Raw genomic sequence first — 19,531 nt, 5'->3', positions numbered from 1 at the left:
TGGTTTGTTCACATTTCGCTGGCAAGTCTGCCGCCGGTGAATAGAGTGGGCAATCATGGCGGAAACGATTCGGATCATCGGCATCGACCCGGGGCTGCGGCGCACCGGCTGGGGCATTGTCGAAAGCCTCGGCAATTCGCTGCGCTTCGTCGCCTCCGGTTCCGTGTGCTCGGACGACAAGGCGACGCTCGCGTCGCGTCTGTGCCAGCTTCATGACGGACTGTCGAAGGTGCTGCATGAGGCCATGCCGCATGAGGCGGCGGTGGAGCAGACCTTCGTCAACAAGGACGCGACGGCGACGCTGAAGCTCGGACAGGCGCGCGGCATTGCCATGCTGGTCCCGGCGCTGGCCGGCCTGCCGGTGGCCGAATATGCGCCCAATGCGGTCAAGAAGGCGGTGATCGGCGTCGGCCATGGCGACAAGAAGCAGATCCACATGATGGTCAAGGTGCTGATGCCCAAGGCGGTGTTCGACACCCATGATGCGGCCGATGCGCTCGCCATCGCCATCTGCCATGCCCATCACCGGCAAAGCGTGGCATACAGGCTGAAGCAGATTGCATAGCAGGGACGGGCGGGGATCATGATCGGCAAGCTGAAGGGCACGCTGGACGAGATCGGCGAGGATCATTGCGTCGTCGATGTGCATGGCGTCGGCTATGTCGCCTTCTGCTCGGCGCGGACGCTGGCCTCTATGTCCGGGCCGGGCGAGGCCGTTGTGCTGTTCATCGAAACGGTGGTGCGCGAGGACATGATCCGCCTGTTCGGGTTCAGCTCGGCGCTGGAGCGCGACTGGTTCCGGCTGCTGTCCACGCATGTGCCCGGCGTCGGCGCCAAGGTGGCGATGTCGGTCCTGTCGACGCTCAGCCCTTCGGACCTGGCCAACGCCATCGCGCTGCGCGACATCGCCATGGTCAGCCGTGCCCCCGGCGTCGGCAAGAAGGTGGCCGAGCGCATCGTCACCGAACTGAAGAACAAGGCGCCTGCCTTTGCCGGCGAGGCCGCCGGCACCATCGGGCTCAAGCAGGAACTGGGCGAGGGCGTGGCGCCTGCGCCGATTGCCGACGCGGTTTCGGCGCTGGTCAATCTCGGCTACGGGCGTGACATTGCCGCCAATGCGGTGGCCGCCGCGCTGAAATCCGCCGGCGAAGACGCCGATTCGGCAAAGCTCATCCGTCTTGGCCTGAAGGAACTGGCACGGTGATCGCTGACTTGTTCCCGATATCGCGTCATGGCAGGACGGCACCATGAGTTCCGATGATCGCCTGATCTCCTCCGAAAAGCGGGGCGAGGATGCCGAGCAGACGCTGCGGCCGCAAACGCTTGACGATTTCGTCGGGCAGGCGGCGGCGCGCGCCAACCTGAAAGTGTTCATCGAGGCGGCGAGGGGGCGTGGCGACGCGCTTGACCATGTGCTGTTCGTCGGCCCGCCAGGATTGGGCAAGACCACGCTCGCCCAGATCATGGCGCGCGAGATGGGCGTGAATTTCCGCTCTACCTCCGGCCCTGTGATCGCCAAGGCCGGCGATCTGGCGGCGCTGCTCACCAATCTCGAAGATCGTGACGTGCTGTTCATCGATGAGATCCATCGCCTCAGCCCGGCGGTGGAGGAAATCCTCTATCCGGCGATGGAGGATTTCCAGCTCGACCTGATCATCGGCGAGGGACCGGCGGCGCGCTCGGTCAAGATCGACCTCGCCCGGTTCACGCTGGTGGCCGCGACGACGCGGCTCGGCCTGCTCACCAATCCGCTGCGCGACCGTTTCGGCATTCCGGTGCGGCTCAATTTCTACACGGTCGCTGAGCTGGAGCTGATCGTGCGGCGTGGCGCGCGCCTGCTCACCCTGCCGATGAGCGACGACGGCGCTGTCGAGATCGCGCGCCGGGCGCGGGGCACCCCGCGCATCGCCGGGCGGCTGCTGCGACGGGTGCGCGATTTCGCGACCGTGGCCGGCGCGGAAACGGTCAACCGCAAGATTGCCGACGAGGCCCTGCTGCGGCTGGAGGTCGACAGCCTCGGTCTCGATGCGCTCGACCGCCGCTACCTCACCATGATCGCCGGCAATTTCGGCGGCGGCCCGGTCGGCATCGAAACCATCGCGGCAGCCCTTTCGGAGCCGCGCGACGCCATCGAAGACATTATCGAGCCCTATCTGATCCAGCAGGGCTTCATCCAGCGCACGCCGCGCGGGCGCGTGCTGACGGCCAATGCCTGGCGGCATCTGGGGCTGGAAGCGCCGCGCGACATTGCCCAGCAGCAGATCGGCCTGTTCGAGGACGAATGACCACGGACCCACGCAGGATGGTGACGCTGGACCAAGGCGCCCGGCGGTTCAACTTCAGGGTTGCCGGCGTTGCCCTCCGCGACGGACATCTGCTTGTCCACCGCGCCGAGGCGGACGATTTCTGGGTCCTGCCGGGCGGCCGGGTGGAGATCGGCGAGACGACGGCGGCCGCACTGGCGCGCGAAATGCATGAGGAGCTTGGGGTCGAGCCGGCCATCGGCGCGCTGTTGTGGACAGTGGAGAATTTCTTCGGGCTGTCAGGCAAGGAATGTCATGAACTTGCCTTTTATTACGCCATGGATCTGCCGGAGGCGTTTCCCTTCTCCTGCGCGGAGATCGTGCACCGTGTCGAGGATGGCGGGACAATGCTGGAATTTCGCTGGGTGGAACTGAGCCGGACTGTTCTGGCAGGCCTGCCGCTGCTGCCTGTTTTCCTGCAGGAGAGGCTCTGCGAGCCACTTTCTGCGACGCAGCATGTGGTGTGGTACGGATGAACCAACAGAAAGGTAGGGCAATGACCAGCCAAAGACCGTCACTTGCGGCACAGGAAGCAGCCCTTTCCGGAGAACTCACGGAATTCGGCCACCGGCTGCTGGCGCGCGTCTACTATGCCGATACCGATTTCTCCGGCGTCGTCTATCATGCGCGCTATCTGGAGTTTTTCGAGCGTGGGCGTTCGGACTTCCTGCGACTGGTCGGCGTTCATCACACGGCGCTTGCTGCTGGTGAAGGCGGAGAAAAGATCGTCTGGATCGTGCGGCGCATGGAGATCGATTTCCGCGCGCCCGCCCGCATCGACGACATGCTGACGGTGGAGACCCGCACGGTAGACGTGTCGGGCGCGCGCATCACCATGGCCCAGCAGCTCAGGCGGGGCGAGGAACTGCTGGTGGAGGCGCGGGTGGAGGCCGCCATCATCGGCGAGAACGGCCGTCCGCGCCGGTTTCCGAAGGACTGGATCGCGGCCTTCATGCCGAAATCCTGAAAATTCCGCGGCCGGTGGGCACAAATGTTCCGCCGGCACCACAGAAGATATCGGCTGATCTGCGCAGCGCATCTTGCGGCTGAGAACAACATTCCGAAAACCGGCCGCCATTTCAGGCAAGATCGTGCCGGAAACCCGGCATGAGAAAAAGAGATCCTGTCGCGCCGGAAACGGCGTTGTTCTAACGCATCCTTAACCATAACGGTTCATGAAGGTTTCGATGAAAATCGAAGGAATCGGCGCGCCTTCCTTTTACCAACATTTGCCGCGACAAGGCCGCAAACGGCGCTGATCGCAGGCATTTGCGGCGAGGTTCGGCGCGCTGGACCATGAAGGGTTAAAGCGTCGTGGGCCGGCGGACGCCCAGCGCCCGTGAAGTTTTAAGGAACGTTTGGATGGAAAATATCGCTCTTGCCGAACCGGCGGCGAATCTGTCGATCTGGGCCCTGTTCATGCAGGCCAACTGGGTGGTCAAGCTGGTCATGATCGGCCTGCTCGGCGCGTCTGTGTGGACGTGGGCGATCATCTTCGAAAAGATCGTCTCCTACGGCCGCATGCGCTCGGCGCTCAATCGTTTCGAGCAGATATTCTGGTCCGGCCAGTCGCTGGAAGAACTCTATCGCACTCTGTCGGACCGCAAGACCAGCGGCATGGGCTCGATCTTCGTCGCCGCCATGCGCGAATGGAAGAAGAGCTTCGAGAAGGGCGCCAAGTCGCCGCACGGCCTGCAGATGCGCATCGACAAGGCCATGGATCTTGCCCTGACCCGTGAGATGGAACGCCTCGAAGGCAATCTCGGCTTCCTCGCCACCATCGGTTCCGCCGCGCCCTTCATCGGCCTGTTCGGCACGGTCATCGGCATCATGACCTCGTTCCAGGCAATCGCCGGCTCCAAATCGACCAGCCTGGCCGTTGTCGCGCCGGGTATCGCGGAAGCGCTGCTGGCAACGGCCATCGGCCTGATGGCGGCCATTCCCGCCGTCATTGCCTACAACAAGCTTTCGTCGGACGCGGGCAAGCTTGCCGGACGCATGGAAGGCTTCGCCGACGAGTTCTCCGCCATACTCTCGCGCCAAATCGATGAGAAGGTCGCCCGGTCCTGACCGGTGAGATCTGATCGCGCAACAGGGCAGTCTGAGGTTTTTTAAATGGGAATGTCAGTAGGTACGGGCGGCGGGGCCAGAGGTGGACGCGGAAGGCGCGGTCGCCGCAACACGCTGATGTCGGAAATCAACGTCACGCCCTTCGTGGACGTGATGCTGGTGCTGCTGATCATCTTCATGGTCGCAGCCCCCCTGCTCACCGTGGGCGTGCCGATCGACCTGCCGGAAACGCAGGCCAGGCCGATGAATTCTGACACCCAGCCGATCACCGTTTCGGTGAACGACAAGGGGCAGGTCTATCTGCAGGAAACCGAGATCGCGGTCGACGAGGTGGTGCCACGGCTCGAAGCCATCGCCAAGACCGGCTATGGGGAACGCATCTATGTGCGCGGCGACAAGACCGCCGACTATGGCACGGTGATGCAGGTCATGGCCCGCATTTCGGCGGCCGGATACAAGAATCTCGGCCTCGTCACGCTTCAGGAACAGGATCGGTAACCTTGAAGGCGAGCCTCACCACATCGTTGGCTCTGCATGCGGCGATGCTGGCTTTCGGGCTGGTGTCGTTGTCGGCGCCTGCCGCCTTCGAAGTGAGCGAAGTGGAATCGCTGCCCGTCGACATCGTGCCGCTGGAGGAGCTGACGCAGATCCAGCAGGGCGACAAAAAGGCGCCGATGAACGAGAAGCCGGCGCCGATGCCCACCAAGCGGCCGGATATCGTCGCCGATGCCCGCGAGGTCGGCGAGAACATGGTCGATACCGACAAGCCTGTCACGCCCGACCCCAAGCCGACCCCGGTCGACAATGCCTCCGCACCCCCACCTGCTCCGACGCCGAACGAGAAGCCGGTTCCGGCCGAGCCGCCCAAGCCTGTTGAGCAGCCGAAGCCCGAGCCCGTCAAGCCGCCTGAGCCGAAGCCGGATCCCAAGCCCGAGCCGGTGAAGGAGCCGGAGCCCGCGCCAAAGCCGGCGGAGCCGAAGCCCGCCGAGGCCAAGCCGGAGCCGGTTACGCCCGATGCCGTTGCCGAAGCGATCGCGGCGGAAGACAAGCCGACGGAACAGTCCGCGCTGCCCGACAGGGCACCCGCTCCGCAGGCGCGGCCGAAGCCGGCTGAAACACAGACAGCGAAAGCTTCGGATAGCAAGCCATCCGAGAAGCCGGCGAAGGACAGCTCGGCAGCACAGAAGTCCGACGAAAAGGACTTCAACGCCGATGAGATCGCCGCGCTGCTCGACAAGCGCAAGCCTTCGGGTGGCGGCGCCAAGCGCTCGACGGAGCAGGCTTCGCTGGGCGGCAAGAAGACAACCAGTGGCAATCGCCTGTCACAGAACGAGATGGATGCCCTGCGCCAGAAGCTCGGCGGCTGCTGGAGCATTCCAGCCGGTGTCGATGATGCGGGCATGCTGAAGGTTTCGGTGCGATTCCGGCTCGACCGCTCCGGCGTTCTGGAAGGCCGTCCGGAAATCATTGCCGGGGGCGCTGCCTCCGGGCCCGGCCGCACGGCGGCCGAATCCGCGGTGCGCGCGGTTCAGAAATGCGCGCCCTTCAACCTGCCTGCCGACAAATATGACAGCTGGTCGGAAGTGGTGGTCAATTTCGACCCGAGCGACATGTTCTGATCGCCGGACTGGAACAAATGAGGCTGAAAGCATGAAGACACTGCTCAAGACGCTCATGATGGTCGCAGCCCTTGCCGGTGCGGCCACAGGGCTCGCCATCGGCCCCGCCAGCGCGCTGGTGGAGATTGACGTCAACAAGGGAACGATCGAACCGCTGCCCGTCGCCATCACCGATTTCGCGGGCGGCGCACTCGGTGCGGAGATTTCCTCCATCGTTCAGGCCGACCTGAAGCGCTCGGGCCTGTTCGCGCCGATCGACAAGGCCGCCTTCATCGAGAAGATCGCCAATCCCGACCAGACGCCGCGCTTCGACGACTGGAAGGTGATCAATGCGCAGGCGCTGGTCACGGGCCGCGTCAGCAAGGAAGGCGATGGCCGCATCCGCGCCGAATACCGGCTGTGGGACACCTTTGCCGGACAGCAGCTTTCAGGCGAACAGTTCTTCGCCAACGGCGCCAATACCCGCCGCGTCGCCCATATCATCGCCGACGCGATCTATGAGCGGCTGACCGGCGAAAAGGGCTATTTCGACACCCGCGTCGTTTTCATCGATGAATCGGGCGCCAAGAATGCGCGCAAGAAGCGGCTGGCGATCATGGATCAGGACGGCGCCAATGCCCGCTTCCTCTCCGATGGACGCTCCATCGTGATGACGCCGCGTTTCTCGCCGAACCGGCAGGAAATCACCTACATGTCCTATGAGAGCGGACAGCCGCGCGTCTATCTGCTGCAGCTTGAGACCGGACAGCGCGAACTCGTCGGCAATTTCCCCGGCATGACCTTCGCGCCGCGCTTCTCGCCGGACGGTCAGCGCGTGATCATGAGCCTGATGCGCGACGATGGTAACTCCAACATCTATTCCATGGATCTGCGGAGCAGGAACACCACGCGCCTCACCAATTCCAATGCCATCGATACCTCGCCCTCCTATTCGCCGGACGGCTCGAAGATCGTCTTCACCTCCGACCGGGGTGGTCGCCCTCACATCTATGTGATGGGAGCCGACGGTTCGGGCCAGACGCGCATCTCTTTTGGTGAGGGTACCTATTCCACGCCGGTGTGGTCGCCGCGCGGAGATCTGGTGGCCTTCACCAAGCAGTCGGGCGGCCAGTTCCAGATCGGCGTGATGCGCACGGACGGTTCTGGTGAACGCATCCTGACCTCCGGCTTCCTCCAGGAAGGCCCGACATGGGCCCCCAACGGCCGGGTGATCATGTATCTGAAGGAAACGCCGGGTGCCGGCGGACCGAAGCTCTATTCGGTCGATCTGACCGGGCGTAACGAGCAGCAGATACCAACCCCGAATTTCGGGTCCGATCCGGCCTGGTCGCCGTTGCTCGACTGAAGCTGATGAGGGATGGAGCGTGGCAATTGCGCTCCATTCGCGGCTTTTTCGGCCGGATACGGGCTTAAAATAGCCCGCGGCAGGGAGGCGGACAAGATTTCGCCTCTTTGTCGTCATCTGGCTGCATGCCAGTGAGAGGGATGCGCATTCAGGGGGCTCGCCGGATGCGTGAACCGAATTTTAACCGTGTTTTTTGAGTGCCGGTTAACCGAGATGTGGTTACTGGCAGATCAACGAAGTCACTCGAATGCGAAGGAGAGGCGGTATGCGCCGTATCGCAAAACTAGCAGCAAACCCCGTGATGGTCGCGCTCGTAGCCTCGTTGGCGCTTGCCGGCTGCGCATCCAAGAAGACCCCCAACAACGCAGCTGATCTCGGCCTCGGCGGCAGCGCGGCAACGCCCGGCTCGGCTCAGGACTTCACCGTGAACGTCGGCGACCGCATCTTCTTCGATCTGGACTCCTCGTCCATCCGTGCTGATGCCCAGCAGACGCTGGCCCGTCAGGCTCAGTGGCTCAACCGTTATCGCCAGTATTCGATCGTTGTCGAAGGCCATGCCGACGAACGCGGCACCCGCGAGTACAACCTTGCGCTCGGCGCCCGCCGCGCTGCCGCGACCCGCGACTATCTCTCGTCGCAGGGCGTTGCCGCCAACCGTATCAAGACCATTTCCTACGGCAAGGAACGTCCGGTCGCCGTCTGCGACGACATCTCCTGCTGGTCGCAGAACCGCCGCGCCGTCACCACGCTGGGTGGCGCCGGCTCCTGATAGGGAAGCACGGGCTTTCAAAGTGACAAAAAGGCGGCTCCCGGAGCCGCCTTTTTCATTGAAATAAGCTTCAAACAAAATTTGGCCGAAGTCTCGCGCCCTGCTAGAAACGGTGCTGTTCCTGCCCTCGACGGGAGAGCAGGACGCGAAACCGGGTTTCACTGTAATGGCGAGAGGCTCATGCATCTAAGATCAATCCTGAGCGGCACGCTGGCTGTGCTGCTTCTGTCCGGCGCGGCCGCCATGGCGAGCGAAGCCGGACCTGCGGCTGCCGAGCGCAGCGGCTTTTCCTTCAGGCTGCCGGGCGTGGAACTGCCCGACCTGTTCGGCACCAAAAAGGATGAAGGCACCGTTCAGCTGGCCCAGAGCGGCGGCATGACGGCGCTGGAAGAGCAGATCCGCTCTCTCAACGGCAAGGTCGAGGAACTCAACTTCCAGATCCTGCAAATGCAGGAGCAAATCCGCAAGCAGCAGGAGGACAATGAGTTTCGCCTCCAGCAGCTGGAAGAAGGGTCACAGGGCGGGCAGAAAAAATCCGACGCGGGCGGTTCAGGCAGTTCCATTGCCGCTGCCCCCGGCGCGACAAATTCCGACCCCGCAACCTCTGGCCCAATAACCTCCGGCCCAGCAACCTCCGGCGACGTCGCCGGAGGGTCCACCGTGGAAGACATCATCGTCGATTCCGGCGATGGTGAGCCCGGCAAGGTCATTCCCGGCACGCCTCCCGGTAATTTCGGCACCATCACCGTCGACAAGGACGGCAATGTCATCGACGCCGGCGCCGGCACGCGCTCGGTAACAGTGACCGATCCCGGTGCTTCGGCCACACCGCCGGCCGATAGCGGGAATACGGTGGTTGCAGCCCTGCCGCGCACCGATAACCCGCAGGAGCTCTACCGGAACTCCTATCAGTTCGTGCTTTCCGGCGACTACAGCACTGCCGAGGCTGGCTTCCGCGAGCATATCGATCGTTTTCCCAAGGATGCGAACGCTGCCGACGCGCATTACTGGCTGGGCGAATCCCTGCTTGGACAGCAGAAATACCGTGATGCCGCCGAAGTCTTCCTTGCCGCCAGCAAGAGCTATCCCAAGGCAAAGAAAGCCCCCGACATGCTGCTCAAGCTCGGCGTTTCGCTGGTGGGTCTCAAGCAGCGCGATGTGGCCTGCGCCACGTTCGGCGAGATCGGCAAGCGCTACCCCAACGCATCGGGTGCTCTGAAGGAACGCGTAAAACAGGAACGGGCGCTCGCGTCGTGCTGACGCTGGAAGCAGAACCGGACCACGAAGCCCGCCTTTTTTTTGATCTCGATCTGTCACGCGGTGCGGTCGTGGCAATTTCGGGTGGCAGCGATTCCACCGCACTTCTCTTTCTTCTCAACGATTTCTGCCGCAGGCACCGGCCGCACGCAAAGCTCGTCGCGGTAACGGTCGACCATGCCCTGCGCCCCGCCTCACATCACGAGGCTTTGAAAGTTGGCGCTCTATGCGCTTCGCTCGGCATTGAACATCGAATTCGCGTGTGGGAGGGCGAGAAGCCCAAGGCAGGCCTTCTCGCCGCCGCGCGTGACGCCCGCTACCGCCTGCTGGCCGGGGTTGCCCGTGACGAAGGCATCCCGATGGTGCTGACAGGCCACACGGCCAACGATCAGGCCGAGACCGTGACCATGCGGCAGGAGCGCCGCGACGTCGTTGACGCAACGGAGCGCGGCCTTGCCGGCATGGCCTCTTTCACCCTGTTTGACGGGGATGTCTGGATCGTGCGGTCTTTGCTTGGCATGCGCCGCGAGGCTCTGCGCGCCGTGTTGCGGACAAGAGGTGTCGGCTGGATGGACGATCCCACCAATGAGGACCACAGCTATGAGCGGCCCCGCGTGCGTGCTGCTCTCGACGAGCCCGGCATCGCTGCCGCCCTGAAGGTGGCAGAGGCGGCGGGCAGGAACCGAGGCGATCTCGACGCGCGCGCGGCCAGTCTGATCCGCCGCCATGCCTCCCGCCCCGCCCGGGGACTATTCAGGCTCGATCCCGCTTTCGCCGAAGAAGAAGATCGCGGTGCCGCTATCCATGCGTTGCGTCTGTTGCTGTCGACCATCGGCGGTCTTCCCATGCTGCCGGACGAAGCGGCTGTGACCTCTTTGCTGGCTGCGCTGCGGAAGGACGGTAAGCATCGCGCGACGCTGGCGCGGGTTCTGGTGGATGCGAGACGGACCGGCATTTTCCTGCTGCGCGAGGCGCGCGGCCTGCCGGCGCCCATGCGTGCAGTGGACGGAATGCTCTGGGATGGACGTTTCAGGGTTAGCATGCGGAAAACGGCCGCTGCTGCGGTCATTCGCACGGGCGCGGTCCTGCGCAGGGGTGAACCTGTCGCCGGAACTCTGCCTGACCCATGTCCACTCCCCGATGTGCCGGAAAGCCTCGTGCGCGCGGCCCTCGCTACCGAGCCGGAGGTGGATTGCGCCGGAGAAAATGTCGCACTCCTGCCGGTGATTGCGCCTTTCGCCCGTTTTTTGCCGGGTTTCGATGTTCAGTCGGCCGGGATTCTGGCAGAACTTGCAATGGCATCGCCGCTTCCTCCGCTGCCTTTGCCGAACGCAGCGGCTTAGAAAGCCGGACAGGGACAATGCGCCGCCTTAACCGATTGTCGTGCTTTTGCTTGGCAATGGAGTATGGGCTGCCTATGTTAGGCGAAGGCTCCTTTCAACGACGCGCGCCTGAAGGCCGCCAACGGGACAATCGATGAATCCGAACTACCGCAACCTTGCGCTCTGGGCGATCATAGCGGTTCTGCTTATCGCTCTCTTCAATCTGTTCCAGACGCCGCAGACGCGCGGAGCCGCGACCGACATTCCCTATTCGCAGTTCCTGCAGGATGTTCAGTCGGGCCGCGTCAAGACCGTGACCATTGCCGGCGATCGCATCAGCGGTTCCTACGGCGACAGCGCTTCCGGTTTCCAGACCTATTCGCCGGGCGATCCGTCGCTGGTTTCGAAGCTTGAGGCCAAGGGCGTCACCATCAATGCGCGCCCGGAGACCGACGGTTCCAACACGCTGTTCGGCTATCTGCTGTCGTGGCTGCCGATGATCCTGATCCTCGGCGTGTGGATTTTCTTCATGCGCCAGATGCAGTCCGGTTCCGGCCGCGCCATGGGTTTCGGCAAGTCCAAGGCCAAGCTTCTGACCGAGGCGCATGGCCGCGTCACCTTCGCCGATGTGGCGGGCGTGGACGAGGCCAAGCAGGATCTTGAGGAAATCGTCGAGTTCCTGCGCGATCCGCAGAAGTTCCAGCGTCTCGGCGGCAAGATTCCGCGCGGCGTGCTGCTCGTCGGCCCTCCCGGCACCGGCAAGACGCTTCTCGCGCGCTCGGTCGCGGGTGAAGCCAATGTGCCGTTCTTCACCATTTCCGGCTCGGATTTCGTTGAAATGTTCGTGGGCGTCGGCGCAAGCCGTGTGCGCGACATGTTCGACCAGGCCAAGAAGAACTCGCCCTGCATCATCTTCATCGACGAAATCGATGCGGTGGGCCGTCATCGCGGCGCCGGCCTCGGCGGCGGCAATGACGAGCGCGAGCAGACGCTGAACCAGCTTCTGGTCGAGATGGACGGTTTTGAGTCCAACGAATCGATCATCCTGATCGCCGCCACCAACCGTCCCGACGTGCTCGACCCGGCCTTGCTGCGTCCCGGCCGTTTCGACCGGCAGGTGGTGGTGCCGAACCCGGACATCGTCGGTCGCGAGAAGATCCTCAAGGTGCATGTGCGCAACGTGCCGCTGGCGCCGAATGTCGATCTCAAGGTTCTCGCACGCGGCACGCCCGGCTTCTCCGGCGCGGACCTGATGAACCTCGTCAACGAAGCGGCGCTGATGGCGGCGCGGCGCAACAAGCGCCTCGTCACCATGGCCGAGTTCGAGGACGCCAAGGACAAGATCATGATGGGCGCCGAGCGCCGCTCTTCGGCTATGACTCAGGCCGAGAAGGAGCTGACCGCCTATCACGAGGCCGGCCACGCCATTCTGGCGCTCAACGTTCCGTCCGCAGACCCGCTGCACAAGGCGACCATCATTCCGCGCGGCCGTGCGCTCGGCATGGTCATGCAGCTGCCCGAGGGCGACCGCTATTCGATGAGCTACAAATACATGATCTCGCGACTGGCGATCATGATGGGTGGCCGCGTGGCGGAAGAACTCAAGTTCGGCAAGGAGAACATTACCTCCGGCGCATCTTCGGACATCGAGCAGGCGACCAAGCTGGCCCGCGCCATGGTCACCCGCTGGGGCTTCTCCGACAAGCTCGGCCATGTTGCCTATGGCGACAATCAGGAAGAGGTCTTCCTCGGCCATTCGGTCGCGCGCACCCAGAATATCTCGGAAGAGACGGCGCAGATCATCGACGCCGAAGTTCGCCGCCTGATCGAGGAAGCCTACACCACCGCGATGAATGTCCTGACCAAGAAGAAGAAGGACTGGATCGCGCTGGCGGAAGGCCTGCTCGAATACGAGACGCTTTCCGGCGACGAGATCAGGGACCTGCTGGCCGGAAACAAGCCTTCGCGTGATCTGGGCGATGACACGCCGACCAGCCGTGGCTCGGCCGTGCCCAAGGCCGGCGGCACCGCGAAAGGCAAGAAGAAGGGTCCGGAGCCGGAAGGCGGCATGGAACCCCAGCCTCAGAACTGAGTTCCCCGGCGACCGCGCCGACACAAGGAAAACGCCGCGCTCAGCGCGGCGTTGCCTTTTGAAGGGGTGTGCGAGACGGCTTTTTCGGGGAGGAAAAGAGCCTTTCGTCAGGAAATCTTATGATTTGGGCGAGATATTTTCCAGATTCCGTTCACCGTTTACCTTGGAATGATGACTTTCGATCATATAATTTGATATCGGGTGCGGGTCTGGGTGTGGCAATAGACGCCACTGTGCGATCGGTAAGGGGAAGCTTTTCATGGCACGTTACTTCGGCACCGACGGTATTCGCGGGCAGGCCAACAAATTTCCGATGACGGCGGAGATTGCCATGCGCGTAGGCATGGCGGCGGGCCTGTCGTTCCAGCGCGGCAGCCATCGCCATCGCGTCGTGCTCGGCAAGGACACGCGCCTTTCCGGCTACATGATCGAAAACGCCATGGTGGCCGGTCTGTGTGCGGCCGGCATGGATGTCTTCCTGCTCGGCCCCATTCCGACACCGGCCGTCGCCATGCTGGTGCGATCCCTGCGCGCCGACATGGGCGTCATGATCTCGGCATCGCACAATCCCTTTCAGGACAACGGCATCAAGCTGTTCGGGCCTGACGGCTACAAGCTTTCCGACAAGATCGAGGGGCGCATCGAATCGCTGCTCGACAATGGTGTCGACATGGCACTCGCCGACCCGGAGGGCCTTGGCCGGGCCAAGCGTGTCGACGGTGTCCATGATCGCTATATCGAATTTGCCAAGCGCACCCTGCCGCGCTCCATGTCCCTGTCGGGCCTGCGCATCGTCATCGACTGCGCCAATGGCGCTGCCTACAAGGTCGCCCCGGCCGCGCTGTGGGAACTGGGCGCCGACGTCATCTCGATCAATGACGATCCCAACGGTTTCAACATCAACAAGGAATGTGGCTCGACTCATCCCGCGGGCCTGCAAAACAAGGTCCACGAAGTGCGCGCCGATATCGGCATCGCGCTCGACGGCGACGCCGACCGGGTGGTGATCGTCGATGAAAAGGGCGAGATCGTCGATGGCGACCAGATCATGGCGCTTATTGCTGAATCCTGGCATCAGAGCGGCCGCCTCACCGGCAACGGCGTGGTTTCCACCATCATGTCCAATCTCGGTCTGGAGCGTTTTCTCACCGGACTGAAACTGGACCTCCACCGCACCAAGGTTGGCGACCGCTATGTGGTCGAGCATATGCGCGCCAACGGCCTGAATGTGGGCGGCGAGCAGTCCGGCCATATTGTTCTGTCCGATTTCTCCACCACCGGCGACGGGCTGGTTTCCGCACTGCAGGTTCTGGCCTGCATCAAGCGGCTGAACAAGCCGGTCAGCGAAGTGGCGAAGAAGTTCGAACCGGTGCCGCAACTGCTCAAGAATGTGCGTATCTCCGGCGGCGCGCCGCTGGAGGAGAAGCAGGTTCAGGAAGCCATCGAAGAAGGACGCAACCGGCTTGGAGAGGGTGGTCGCGTGGTCATCCGGCCATCCGGAACCGAGCCCCTCATCCGCGTCATGGCAGAAGGCGATGACGCGAAGCTGGTGGAATCCGTGGTCGACGACATCGTGCAGGTTCTCTCCCAGGTGCGCAGCGCAGCCTGAAACTTTCCTTGTTTCTTGGGGGGTGCGGCCGGGCAAGTTTTGTCCGGCCCTTCAGGCGATGCGACGACCGCAACCTGTGTGCGATTTTTTTACGTCAGACACGTGGTTAATAGGCAGGGTTAAATCACCCTTAACCGTTACCATTCATTGTCCTTACCGAACGCAATGATTTTCAGACCCTCTTCGGGTCAGGGCATTCAGGGGAAGACAAGGATGTTCAGCTTCGCAAGGAAAGCTGTTTTGGCCGGCGTCGGAGCGGGCCTGGTGGCTGGTTTCGCCGGTCCTTCACTGGCAGCGGACATTACGGACGAGCCGCTGGTGATCCGCGATCCCGCGCCGGTGGTTTATGAAGAGCAGGGCAGCTACAGCGGCTGGTACATCCGCGGCGACGTGGACTACCACTGGTCGAAATTCCGCGGCGCCGATTACATCACCTACGGCGCCAATCCGGGCACAGGCAGCTTCGATCATCATAAGCTCAAAGGCGCCATGTCGGCGGGCATCGGCGCCGGTTATCAGTTCGACAACCGTTTCCGCACCGATCTGACACTCGACTGGCTGGCCAAGTCGAAGTTCCGCGGCGGCACCAGCGGCTGGTGCGGCGCCAGCCAGTGTACCTCTGTCGACACCACTTCCTATTCGGCGCTGCTTCTGCTGGCCAATGCCTATGTCGACCTCGGCACCTGGCACAGGATCACGCCCTATGTGGGCGGCGGCATCGGCGGCGCTCATGTGAAATGGGACAAGCTCGACAACACCATCTGCGACGACCCGAACAATCCGGGTTGCTCCACCACGACGCATGGCGGAAAGAAGGGCTGGCGCTTCGCCTATTCGCTTGCCGCCGGCGCATCCTACTGCCTGACGAAGAATCTCGACCTTGATGTCGGTTATCGCTTCACCCGCATCGAAGGCGGCAAGATGTTCGGCTATGCCGGGCCGGCCGGCGGCATCGGCGCGGGTCCCGGGCACGACAAGGGCCTGAACAACCATGAGGTTCGTGGCGGTCTGCGCTACACCTTCGGCGAGGGATCGGGTCGCTGCGAAGAGCCGCAGACGGTCGTCTACGAGCCGGAGCCGATCTACACCAAGTAGCGTCAGCTTCCAGAACAGCCTGTTTTCCACCGCCCGGCCATGCGCCGGGCGGTTTTGCTTTTTCGCCCGGCAACGCAAACTCTTTTGCCGTGGGTGCTGAAAGGATTGGTTAGCCTTAACGCTGATTTAACCGGTATGGTTAACAATGCTTCATGACAGGCGGCTGGGTTTCCCTTTTTTCGACCAGCGCCAACCTCGGGAGTTGGTGACATGAAGCTGAACACTTGCATCGCGCTGGCGCTGGCAACGGCCCCGCTTGCTCTTCTGACGGCGGCCGCATCGGCGGCCGATTACGATCCGCCGATCTTTGTGGAAGAAGCGCCGGAATATGTTCCCGTCGAGATCGGTTCCGGCTGGTATCTGCGCGGCGACGTGGCCTATCTTCCCGAAGAAAGCTACAAGCACGTCAATTTCGATTCCACGGTTTTCAGCTTTTCCGAAAAGGAAAAGCCCGTCTTCGCCAGCCTCGGCTTCGGCTACCATTTCAACGACTATCTGCGCGGCGACGTGAACATCGGCTGGCTTCCCGGCAACAAGACCGATGCATGGGGCACCGACGGCACCGCCGATCTGACGGCGCGGGTCAAGAACAACGCCTGGACGGCGATGGTCAACGGCTATGTCGATCTCGGCACCTATGTCGGCATCACCCCCTATGTCGGGGCCGGCATCGGGGTGATGCAATCGCGCAGCAGCGCGTCATACAGCTATACCGATCCCACCGGAATACTTGCCGCTTCGGGGAAGAAGAGCGAATATTCTTTCGCCTATTCGCTTAATGCCGGCGCAGCTTACAAGCTGACGGACAATCTGGTTCTGGATGTCGGCTACCAGTATCTGTCTTCGCCCGATGCGGAATATTTCTCGCTTGATGGCACCACCGGCCTTTCCCAGCACAAGGGAATCGACAACCATCAGATCAAGGTCGGCCTGCGCTACGACCTGTGGTGAACGGGGCCTCGAACGGATTCTTACGAGGGCGGGCTCCGGTCCGCCCTTTTCGCATGTGCGGCCTTTTTGCGCGTGCGGATGTGTTCCGCACGCGACATCAACTTTCCTCTTGACGCCTGAGGCATGAAGGCATATCGCCGTCCGTGGGCCACCCCTCCCCAACGAGGGGCTACCTATCTGGAAGGATAGACCACGATGACAGCACTGCCTCTGCCGGACAAGCGTCCGGCCAATTCCCGTTTTTCCTCTGGTCCCTGCGCGAAGCGTCCCGGTTGGTCGCTCGAAGCGCTTGCCGATGCCGCGCTCGGGCGCTCGCATCGTGCAAAGCTTGGCAAGAACAAGCTGGCCGAGGCCATCGATCTTACCCGTGAAATTCTGCAGGTTCCGGCCGATTACCGCATCGGCATCGTGCCTGCTTCCGATACCGGCGCCGTCGAGATGGCGCTGTGGTCGCTGCTCGGCCCGCGCGGTGTCGACATGGTCGCCTGGGAATCTTTCGGCGCCGGCTGGGTGACCGATGTGGTCAAGCAGCTGAAGCTTCCCGACATCCGCAGGATCGAGGCTCCCTATGGCGAGCTGCCGGACCTTGCGCAGATCGACTTCGATCGCGACGTGGTCTTCACATGGAACGGCACCACATCCGGCGTGCGCGTGGCCAATGGCGATTTCATTCCCGCCGACCGTCAGGGCCTGACGATCTGCGATGCCACTTCGGCGGCTTTCGCACAGCGTCTCGATTTCGCGAAGCTCGATGTCGTGACCTTCTCGTGGCAGAAGGTGCTGGGCGGCGAGGGCGCACACGGCATGCTGATCCTGTCGCCCCGCGCTGTCGAGCGGCTGGAAAGCTACGTTCCTGCCTGGCCGATGCCGAAGCTCTTCCGCATGACCAAGGGCGGCAAGCTGATCGAGGGCATCTTCAAGGGCGAGACCATCAACACGCCTTCCATGCTGGCCCTTGAGGACTATCTCGATGCGCTGCGCTGGGCGAAGGAGATCGGCGGGCTGGATGGGCTGGTCGCTCGCGCCGACGCCAATTTCGCCGTTGTCGACCGCTTCGTGGAAAAGTCGGGCTGGCTCGCCAATCTCGCCACCGATCCGGCAACGCGCTCGAACACGTCCGTATGCCTGTCGATCGTCGATCCCGACATCGCAGCACTCGACGCGGATGGCCAGGCGGCCTTCGCCAAGGGGCTGGTGGCGCTGCTCGACAAGCAGGGCGTGGCCTACGACATCGGTCATTACCGCGATGCCCCTCCGGGCCTTCGCATCTGGTGCGGCGCAACCGTCGAGACCTCCGATCTCGAAGCGCTGATGCCCTGGCTCGACTGGGCCTTCGCCCAGCAGAAGGCGACGCTGAAGGCCGCTGCCTGATCGCGATTTCGGGCTGCCTGCTGTCAGGCGGCCCATTCCTCTCCCGAACTTCCAGATTTTCAGACGAAGGAGGCCATCATGGCGCCCCGCGTACTCGTTTCCGACAAGCTTTCTCCTACCGCCGTCCAGATTTTCAAGGATCGCGGCGTCGAGGTCGATTACCTGCCAGATCTCGGCAAGGACAAGGAAAAGCTCCTCGAAGTCATCGGCCAGTATGATGGCCTTGCCATCCGCTCGGCCACCAAGGTGACGGAAAAGCTGATCGCCGCCGCCACCAATTTGAAGGTTGTCGGCCGCGCCGGCATCGGCGTCGATAATGTCGACATTCCGGCCGCCTCGCGTCGCGGTATCATCGTGATGAACACGCCGTTCGGCAACTCCATCACCACCGCCGAGCATGCCGTTGCGCTGATGTTCGCCGTGGCCCGCCAGCTGCCGGAAGCCAATGCCTCGACCCATGCCGGCAAGTGGGAAAAGAACCGCTTCATGGGTGTCGAGATCACCGGCAAGACGCTGGGCATCATCGGCGCCGGCAATATCGGCTCGATCGTGGCGACGCGCGCCGTCGGCCTGAAGATGCATGTGGTGGCCTTCGACCCGTTCCTTTCCGAAAGCCGCGCCGAAGAGCTGGGCGTGGAGAAGGTGGAGCTCGACGAGCTGCTGGCCCGCGCCGACTTCATCACCCTGCACACGCCGCTGACCGACAAGACCCGCAACATCATCAACGCCGAATCCATTGCGAAGATGAAGGACGGCGTGCGCATCATCAATTGCGCCCGCGGCGGCCTGATCGTCGAGGCGGACCTTATCGCCGCGCTGAAGAGCGGCAAGGTGGCGGGCGCCGGCATCGACGTGTTCGAGGTCGAGCCGGCGACGGACAACGAGCTGTTCAACATGGAAAATGTGGTCTGCACGCCGCATCTGGGTGCTTCGACCTCGGAAGCGCAGGAGAATGTCGCCCTGCAGGTGGCCGAGCAGATGTCGGACTATCTGGTCAAGGGCGCGGTTTCCAACGCAATCAACATGCCCTCGATCACCGCCGAGGAAGCGCCGCGCCTCAAGCCGTTCGTGAAGCTTGCAGAAGTGCTGGGCGCGTTCGTCGGTCAGGTCACGGAAGATCCGATCAAGGAAGTCGAGATCCTGTTCGACGGCTCGACCGCGACCATGAACACCAGGGCGCTGATCAGTGCTGCCCTTGCCGGCCTGATCCGCCCGCAGGTGGCCGATGTGAACATGGTGTCGGCACCGATCATGGTGAAGGAGCGCGGCATCATCGTCGCCGAGGTCAAGCGTGACAAGTCCGGCGTCTTCGACGGCTATATCAGGCTGACGGTCAAGACCGAGCATCAGGAGCGTTCGATCGCCGGAACCTGCTTCTCCGACGGCAAGCCGCGCTTCATCCAGATCAAGGGCATCAATCTCGATGCCGAGGTCGGCCAGCACATGCTCTATACGACCAATGCCGACGCGCCCGGCATTATCGGCCTGCTGGGCACGCTGTGCGGCAAGCATGAGGTCAACATCGCCAACTTCGCGCTGGGCCGCAACCGCCCCGGCGGCGATGCGATCGCGCTGCTCTATCTCGATGCGCCGTTCCCGGAAGATGCTCTGGCCGAGGTGCGCGCGCACGAAAAGATCGATTCGGCCAAGCGCCTGCAGTTCGACGTCAACGGTCTGTAGACCACAGCTTCCCATATTCAGAACAAGGCCGGGGACGGGTTCCCCGGC

Annotated in this window: 18 protein-coding genes; all 18 read left to right on the top strand. The window is 62.9% G+C overall.

The genetic code is table 11. The annotated features are described in order from the left end of the window. Window positions 1-55: 55 nt before the first annotated feature. The 18 genes from ruvC to serA all read left to right on the top strand — a co-directional run bounded on the left by ruvC (window position 56) and on the right by serA (window position 19,483). Window positions 56-565, top strand: coding sequence for a crossover junction endodeoxyribonuclease RuvC (gene ruvC / locus MIC97_RS10145; RefSeq protein WP_239799909.1), 510 nt, complete (start codon window positions 56-58; stop codon window positions 563-565). A gap of 18 nt (window positions 566-583) precedes the next feature. Beyond that, window positions 584-1,204, top strand: coding sequence for a Holliday junction branch migration protein RuvA (gene ruvA, locus MIC97_RS10140; RefSeq protein ID WP_239799908.1), 621 nt, complete (start codon window positions 584-586; stop codon window positions 1,202-1,204). Window positions 1,205-1,247: 43 nt separating this feature from the next. Next, complete coding sequence (gene ruvB / locus MIC97_RS10135) at window positions 1,248-2,285, top strand: Holliday junction branch migration DNA helicase RuvB (protein WP_239799907.1); 1,038 nt, start codon at window positions 1,248-1,250, stop codon at window positions 2,283-2,285. Beyond that, window positions 2,282-2,779, top strand: a complete 498-nt coding sequence (locus MIC97_RS10130; protein ID WP_239799906.1) for an NUDIX hydrolase — start codon at window positions 2,282-2,284, stop codon at window positions 2,777-2,779. Before ruvB ends, MIC97_RS10130 begins: the two co-directional genes overlap by 4 nt. Window positions 2,780-2,799: 20 nt before the next feature. After that, on the top strand, window positions 2,800-3,270 hold the full coding sequence (gene ybgC, locus MIC97_RS10125) for a tol-pal system-associated acyl-CoA thioesterase (protein ID WP_183825300.1): 471 nt from the start codon (window positions 2,800-2,802) through the stop codon (window positions 3,268-3,270). 395 nt (window positions 3,271-3,665) lie between these two features. Beyond that, complete coding sequence (gene tolQ / locus MIC97_RS10120; RefSeq protein ID WP_183825297.1) at window positions 3,666-4,373, top strand: protein TolQ; 708 nt, start codon at window positions 3,666-3,668, stop codon at window positions 4,371-4,373. A 45-nt stretch (window positions 4,374-4,418) separates the two neighbouring features. After that, window positions 4,419-4,871: a protein TolR gene (tolR, locus tag MIC97_RS10115; protein WP_239799905.1), complete on the top strand. Its 453-nt coding sequence runs from the start codon at window positions 4,419-4,421 to the stop codon at window positions 4,869-4,871. Window positions 4,872-4,873: 2 nt separating this feature from the next. Next, window positions 4,874-5,992 (top strand): hypothetical protein, encoded by a 1,119-nt coding sequence (locus tag MIC97_RS10110; protein ID WP_239799904.1) that lies wholly within the window; start codon window positions 4,874-4,876, stop codon window positions 5,990-5,992. 31 nt (window positions 5,993-6,023) lie between these two features. Further along, entirely contained in the window at window positions 6,024-7,337 is a 1,314-nt protein-coding gene (gene tolB, locus MIC97_RS10105; protein ID WP_183825288.1) for a Tol-Pal system beta propeller repeat protein TolB, read from the top strand. Window positions 7,338-7,602: 265 nt separating this feature from the next. After that, window positions 7,603-8,106 (top strand): peptidoglycan-associated lipoprotein Pal, encoded by a 504-nt coding sequence (gene pal / locus MIC97_RS10100; RefSeq protein ID WP_183825286.1) that lies wholly within the window; start codon window positions 7,603-7,605, stop codon window positions 8,104-8,106. Window positions 8,107-8,286: 180 nt separating this feature from the next. Beyond that, complete coding sequence (gene ybgF, locus MIC97_RS10095) at window positions 8,287-9,366, top strand: tol-pal system protein YbgF (protein ID WP_239799903.1); 1,080 nt, start codon at window positions 8,287-8,289, stop codon at window positions 9,364-9,366. Beyond that, window positions 9,360-10,706, top strand: a complete 1,347-nt coding sequence (gene tilS, locus MIC97_RS10090; protein ID WP_239799902.1) for a tRNA lysidine(34) synthetase TilS — start codon at window positions 9,360-9,362, stop codon at window positions 10,704-10,706. Before ybgF ends, tilS begins: the two co-directional genes overlap by 7 nt. 133 nt (window positions 10,707-10,839) lie before the next feature. Continuing rightward, window positions 10,840-12,777 carry an ATP-dependent zinc metalloprotease FtsH gene (gene ftsH, locus MIC97_RS10085; protein ID WP_183825280.1) on the top strand — a complete coding sequence of 646 codons (1,938 nt, stop codon included), beginning with the start codon at window positions 10,840-10,842 and terminating at the stop codon, window positions 12,775-12,777. Between the two features lie 259 nt (window positions 12,778-13,036). Beyond that, on the top strand, window positions 13,037-14,386 hold the full coding sequence (gene glmM, locus MIC97_RS10080) for a phosphoglucosamine mutase (protein WP_183825277.1): 1,350 nt from the start codon (window positions 13,037-13,039) through the stop codon (window positions 14,384-14,386). Between the two features lie 240 nt (window positions 14,387-14,626). After that, window positions 14,627-15,481: an outer membrane protein gene (locus MIC97_RS10075; RefSeq protein WP_345773545.1), complete on the top strand. Its 855-nt coding sequence runs from the start codon at window positions 14,627-14,629 to the stop codon at window positions 15,479-15,481. Window positions 15,482-15,691: 210 nt separating this feature from the next. Next, window positions 15,692-16,432, top strand: a complete 741-nt coding sequence (locus MIC97_RS10070) for an outer membrane protein (protein ID WP_239799900.1) — start codon at window positions 15,692-15,694, stop codon at window positions 16,430-16,432. Window positions 16,433-16,627: 195 nt separating this feature from the next. Next, window positions 16,628-17,803: a phosphoserine transaminase gene (locus MIC97_RS10065; protein ID WP_239799899.1), complete on the top strand. Its 1,176-nt coding sequence runs from the start codon at window positions 16,628-16,630 to the stop codon at window positions 17,801-17,803. Window positions 17,804-17,881: 78 nt separating this feature from the next. Next, the gene (gene serA, locus MIC97_RS10060; RefSeq protein ID WP_239799898.1) at window positions 17,882-19,483 is read left to right on the top strand and encodes a phosphoglycerate dehydrogenase; all 1,602 of its coding nucleotides are present in this window, start codon (window positions 17,882-17,884) and stop codon (window positions 19,481-19,483) included. Window positions 19,484-19,531: the final 48 nt, after the last annotated feature.

It is taken from the genome of Aquamicrobium sp. NLF2-7, assembly GCF_022359935.1.
In the GTDB taxonomy this organism is placed as follows: Bacteria; Pseudomonadota; Alphaproteobacteria; order Rhizobiales; family Rhizobiaceae; genus Mesorhizobium; species Mesorhizobium lusatiense.
Note: the sequence above shows the minus strand (reverse complement) of the source record. Positions and strands in the feature narration are given on the sequence as shown.

What these genes read in the sequence shown, in the direction of transcription:
- ruvC (WP_239799909.1), top strand. Translation starts at nt 56, where the DNA reads ATGGCGGAAACGATTCGGATCATCGGCATCGACCCGGGGCTGCGGCGC.
- ruvA (WP_239799908.1), top strand. Translation starts at nt 584, where the DNA reads ATGATCGGCAAGCTGAAGGGCACGCTGGACGAGATCGGCGAGGATCAT.
- ruvB (WP_239799907.1), top strand. Translation starts at nt 1,248, where the DNA reads ATGAGTTCCGATGATCGCCTGATCTCCTCCGAAAAGCGGGGCGAGGAT.
- MIC97_RS10130 (WP_239799906.1), top strand. Translation starts at nt 2,282, where the DNA reads ATGACCACGGACCCACGCAGGATGGTGACGCTGGACCAAGGCGCCCGG.
- ybgC (WP_183825300.1), top strand. Translation starts at nt 2,800, where the DNA reads ATGACCAGCCAAAGACCGTCACTTGCGGCACAGGAAGCAGCCCTTTCC.
- tolQ (WP_183825297.1), top strand. Translation starts at nt 3,666, where the DNA reads ATGGAAAATATCGCTCTTGCCGAACCGGCGGCGAATCTGTCGATCTGG.
- tolR (WP_239799905.1), top strand. Translation starts at nt 4,419, where the DNA reads ATGGGAATGTCAGTAGGTACGGGCGGCGGGGCCAGAGGTGGACGCGGA.
- tolB (WP_183825288.1), top strand. Translation starts at nt 6,024, where the DNA reads ATGAAGACACTGCTCAAGACGCTCATGATGGTCGCAGCCCTTGCCGGT.
- pal (WP_183825286.1), top strand. Translation starts at nt 7,603, where the DNA reads ATGCGCCGTATCGCAAAACTAGCAGCAAACCCCGTGATGGTCGCGCTC.
- ybgF (WP_239799903.1), top strand. Translation starts at nt 8,287, where the DNA reads ATGCATCTAAGATCAATCCTGAGCGGCACGCTGGCTGTGCTGCTTCTG.
- ftsH (WP_183825280.1), top strand. Translation starts at nt 10,840, where the DNA reads ATGAATCCGAACTACCGCAACCTTGCGCTCTGGGCGATCATAGCGGTT.
- glmM (WP_183825277.1), top strand. Translation starts at nt 13,037, where the DNA reads ATGGCACGTTACTTCGGCACCGACGGTATTCGCGGGCAGGCCAACAAA.
- MIC97_RS10070 (WP_239799900.1), top strand. Translation starts at nt 15,692, where the DNA reads ATGAAGCTGAACACTTGCATCGCGCTGGCGCTGGCAACGGCCCCGCTT.
- MIC97_RS10065 (WP_239799899.1), top strand. Translation starts at nt 16,628, where the DNA reads ATGACAGCACTGCCTCTGCCGGACAAGCGTCCGGCCAATTCCCGTTTT.
- serA (WP_239799898.1), top strand. Translation starts at nt 17,882, where the DNA reads ATGGCGCCCCGCGTACTCGTTTCCGACAAGCTTTCTCCTACCGCCGTC.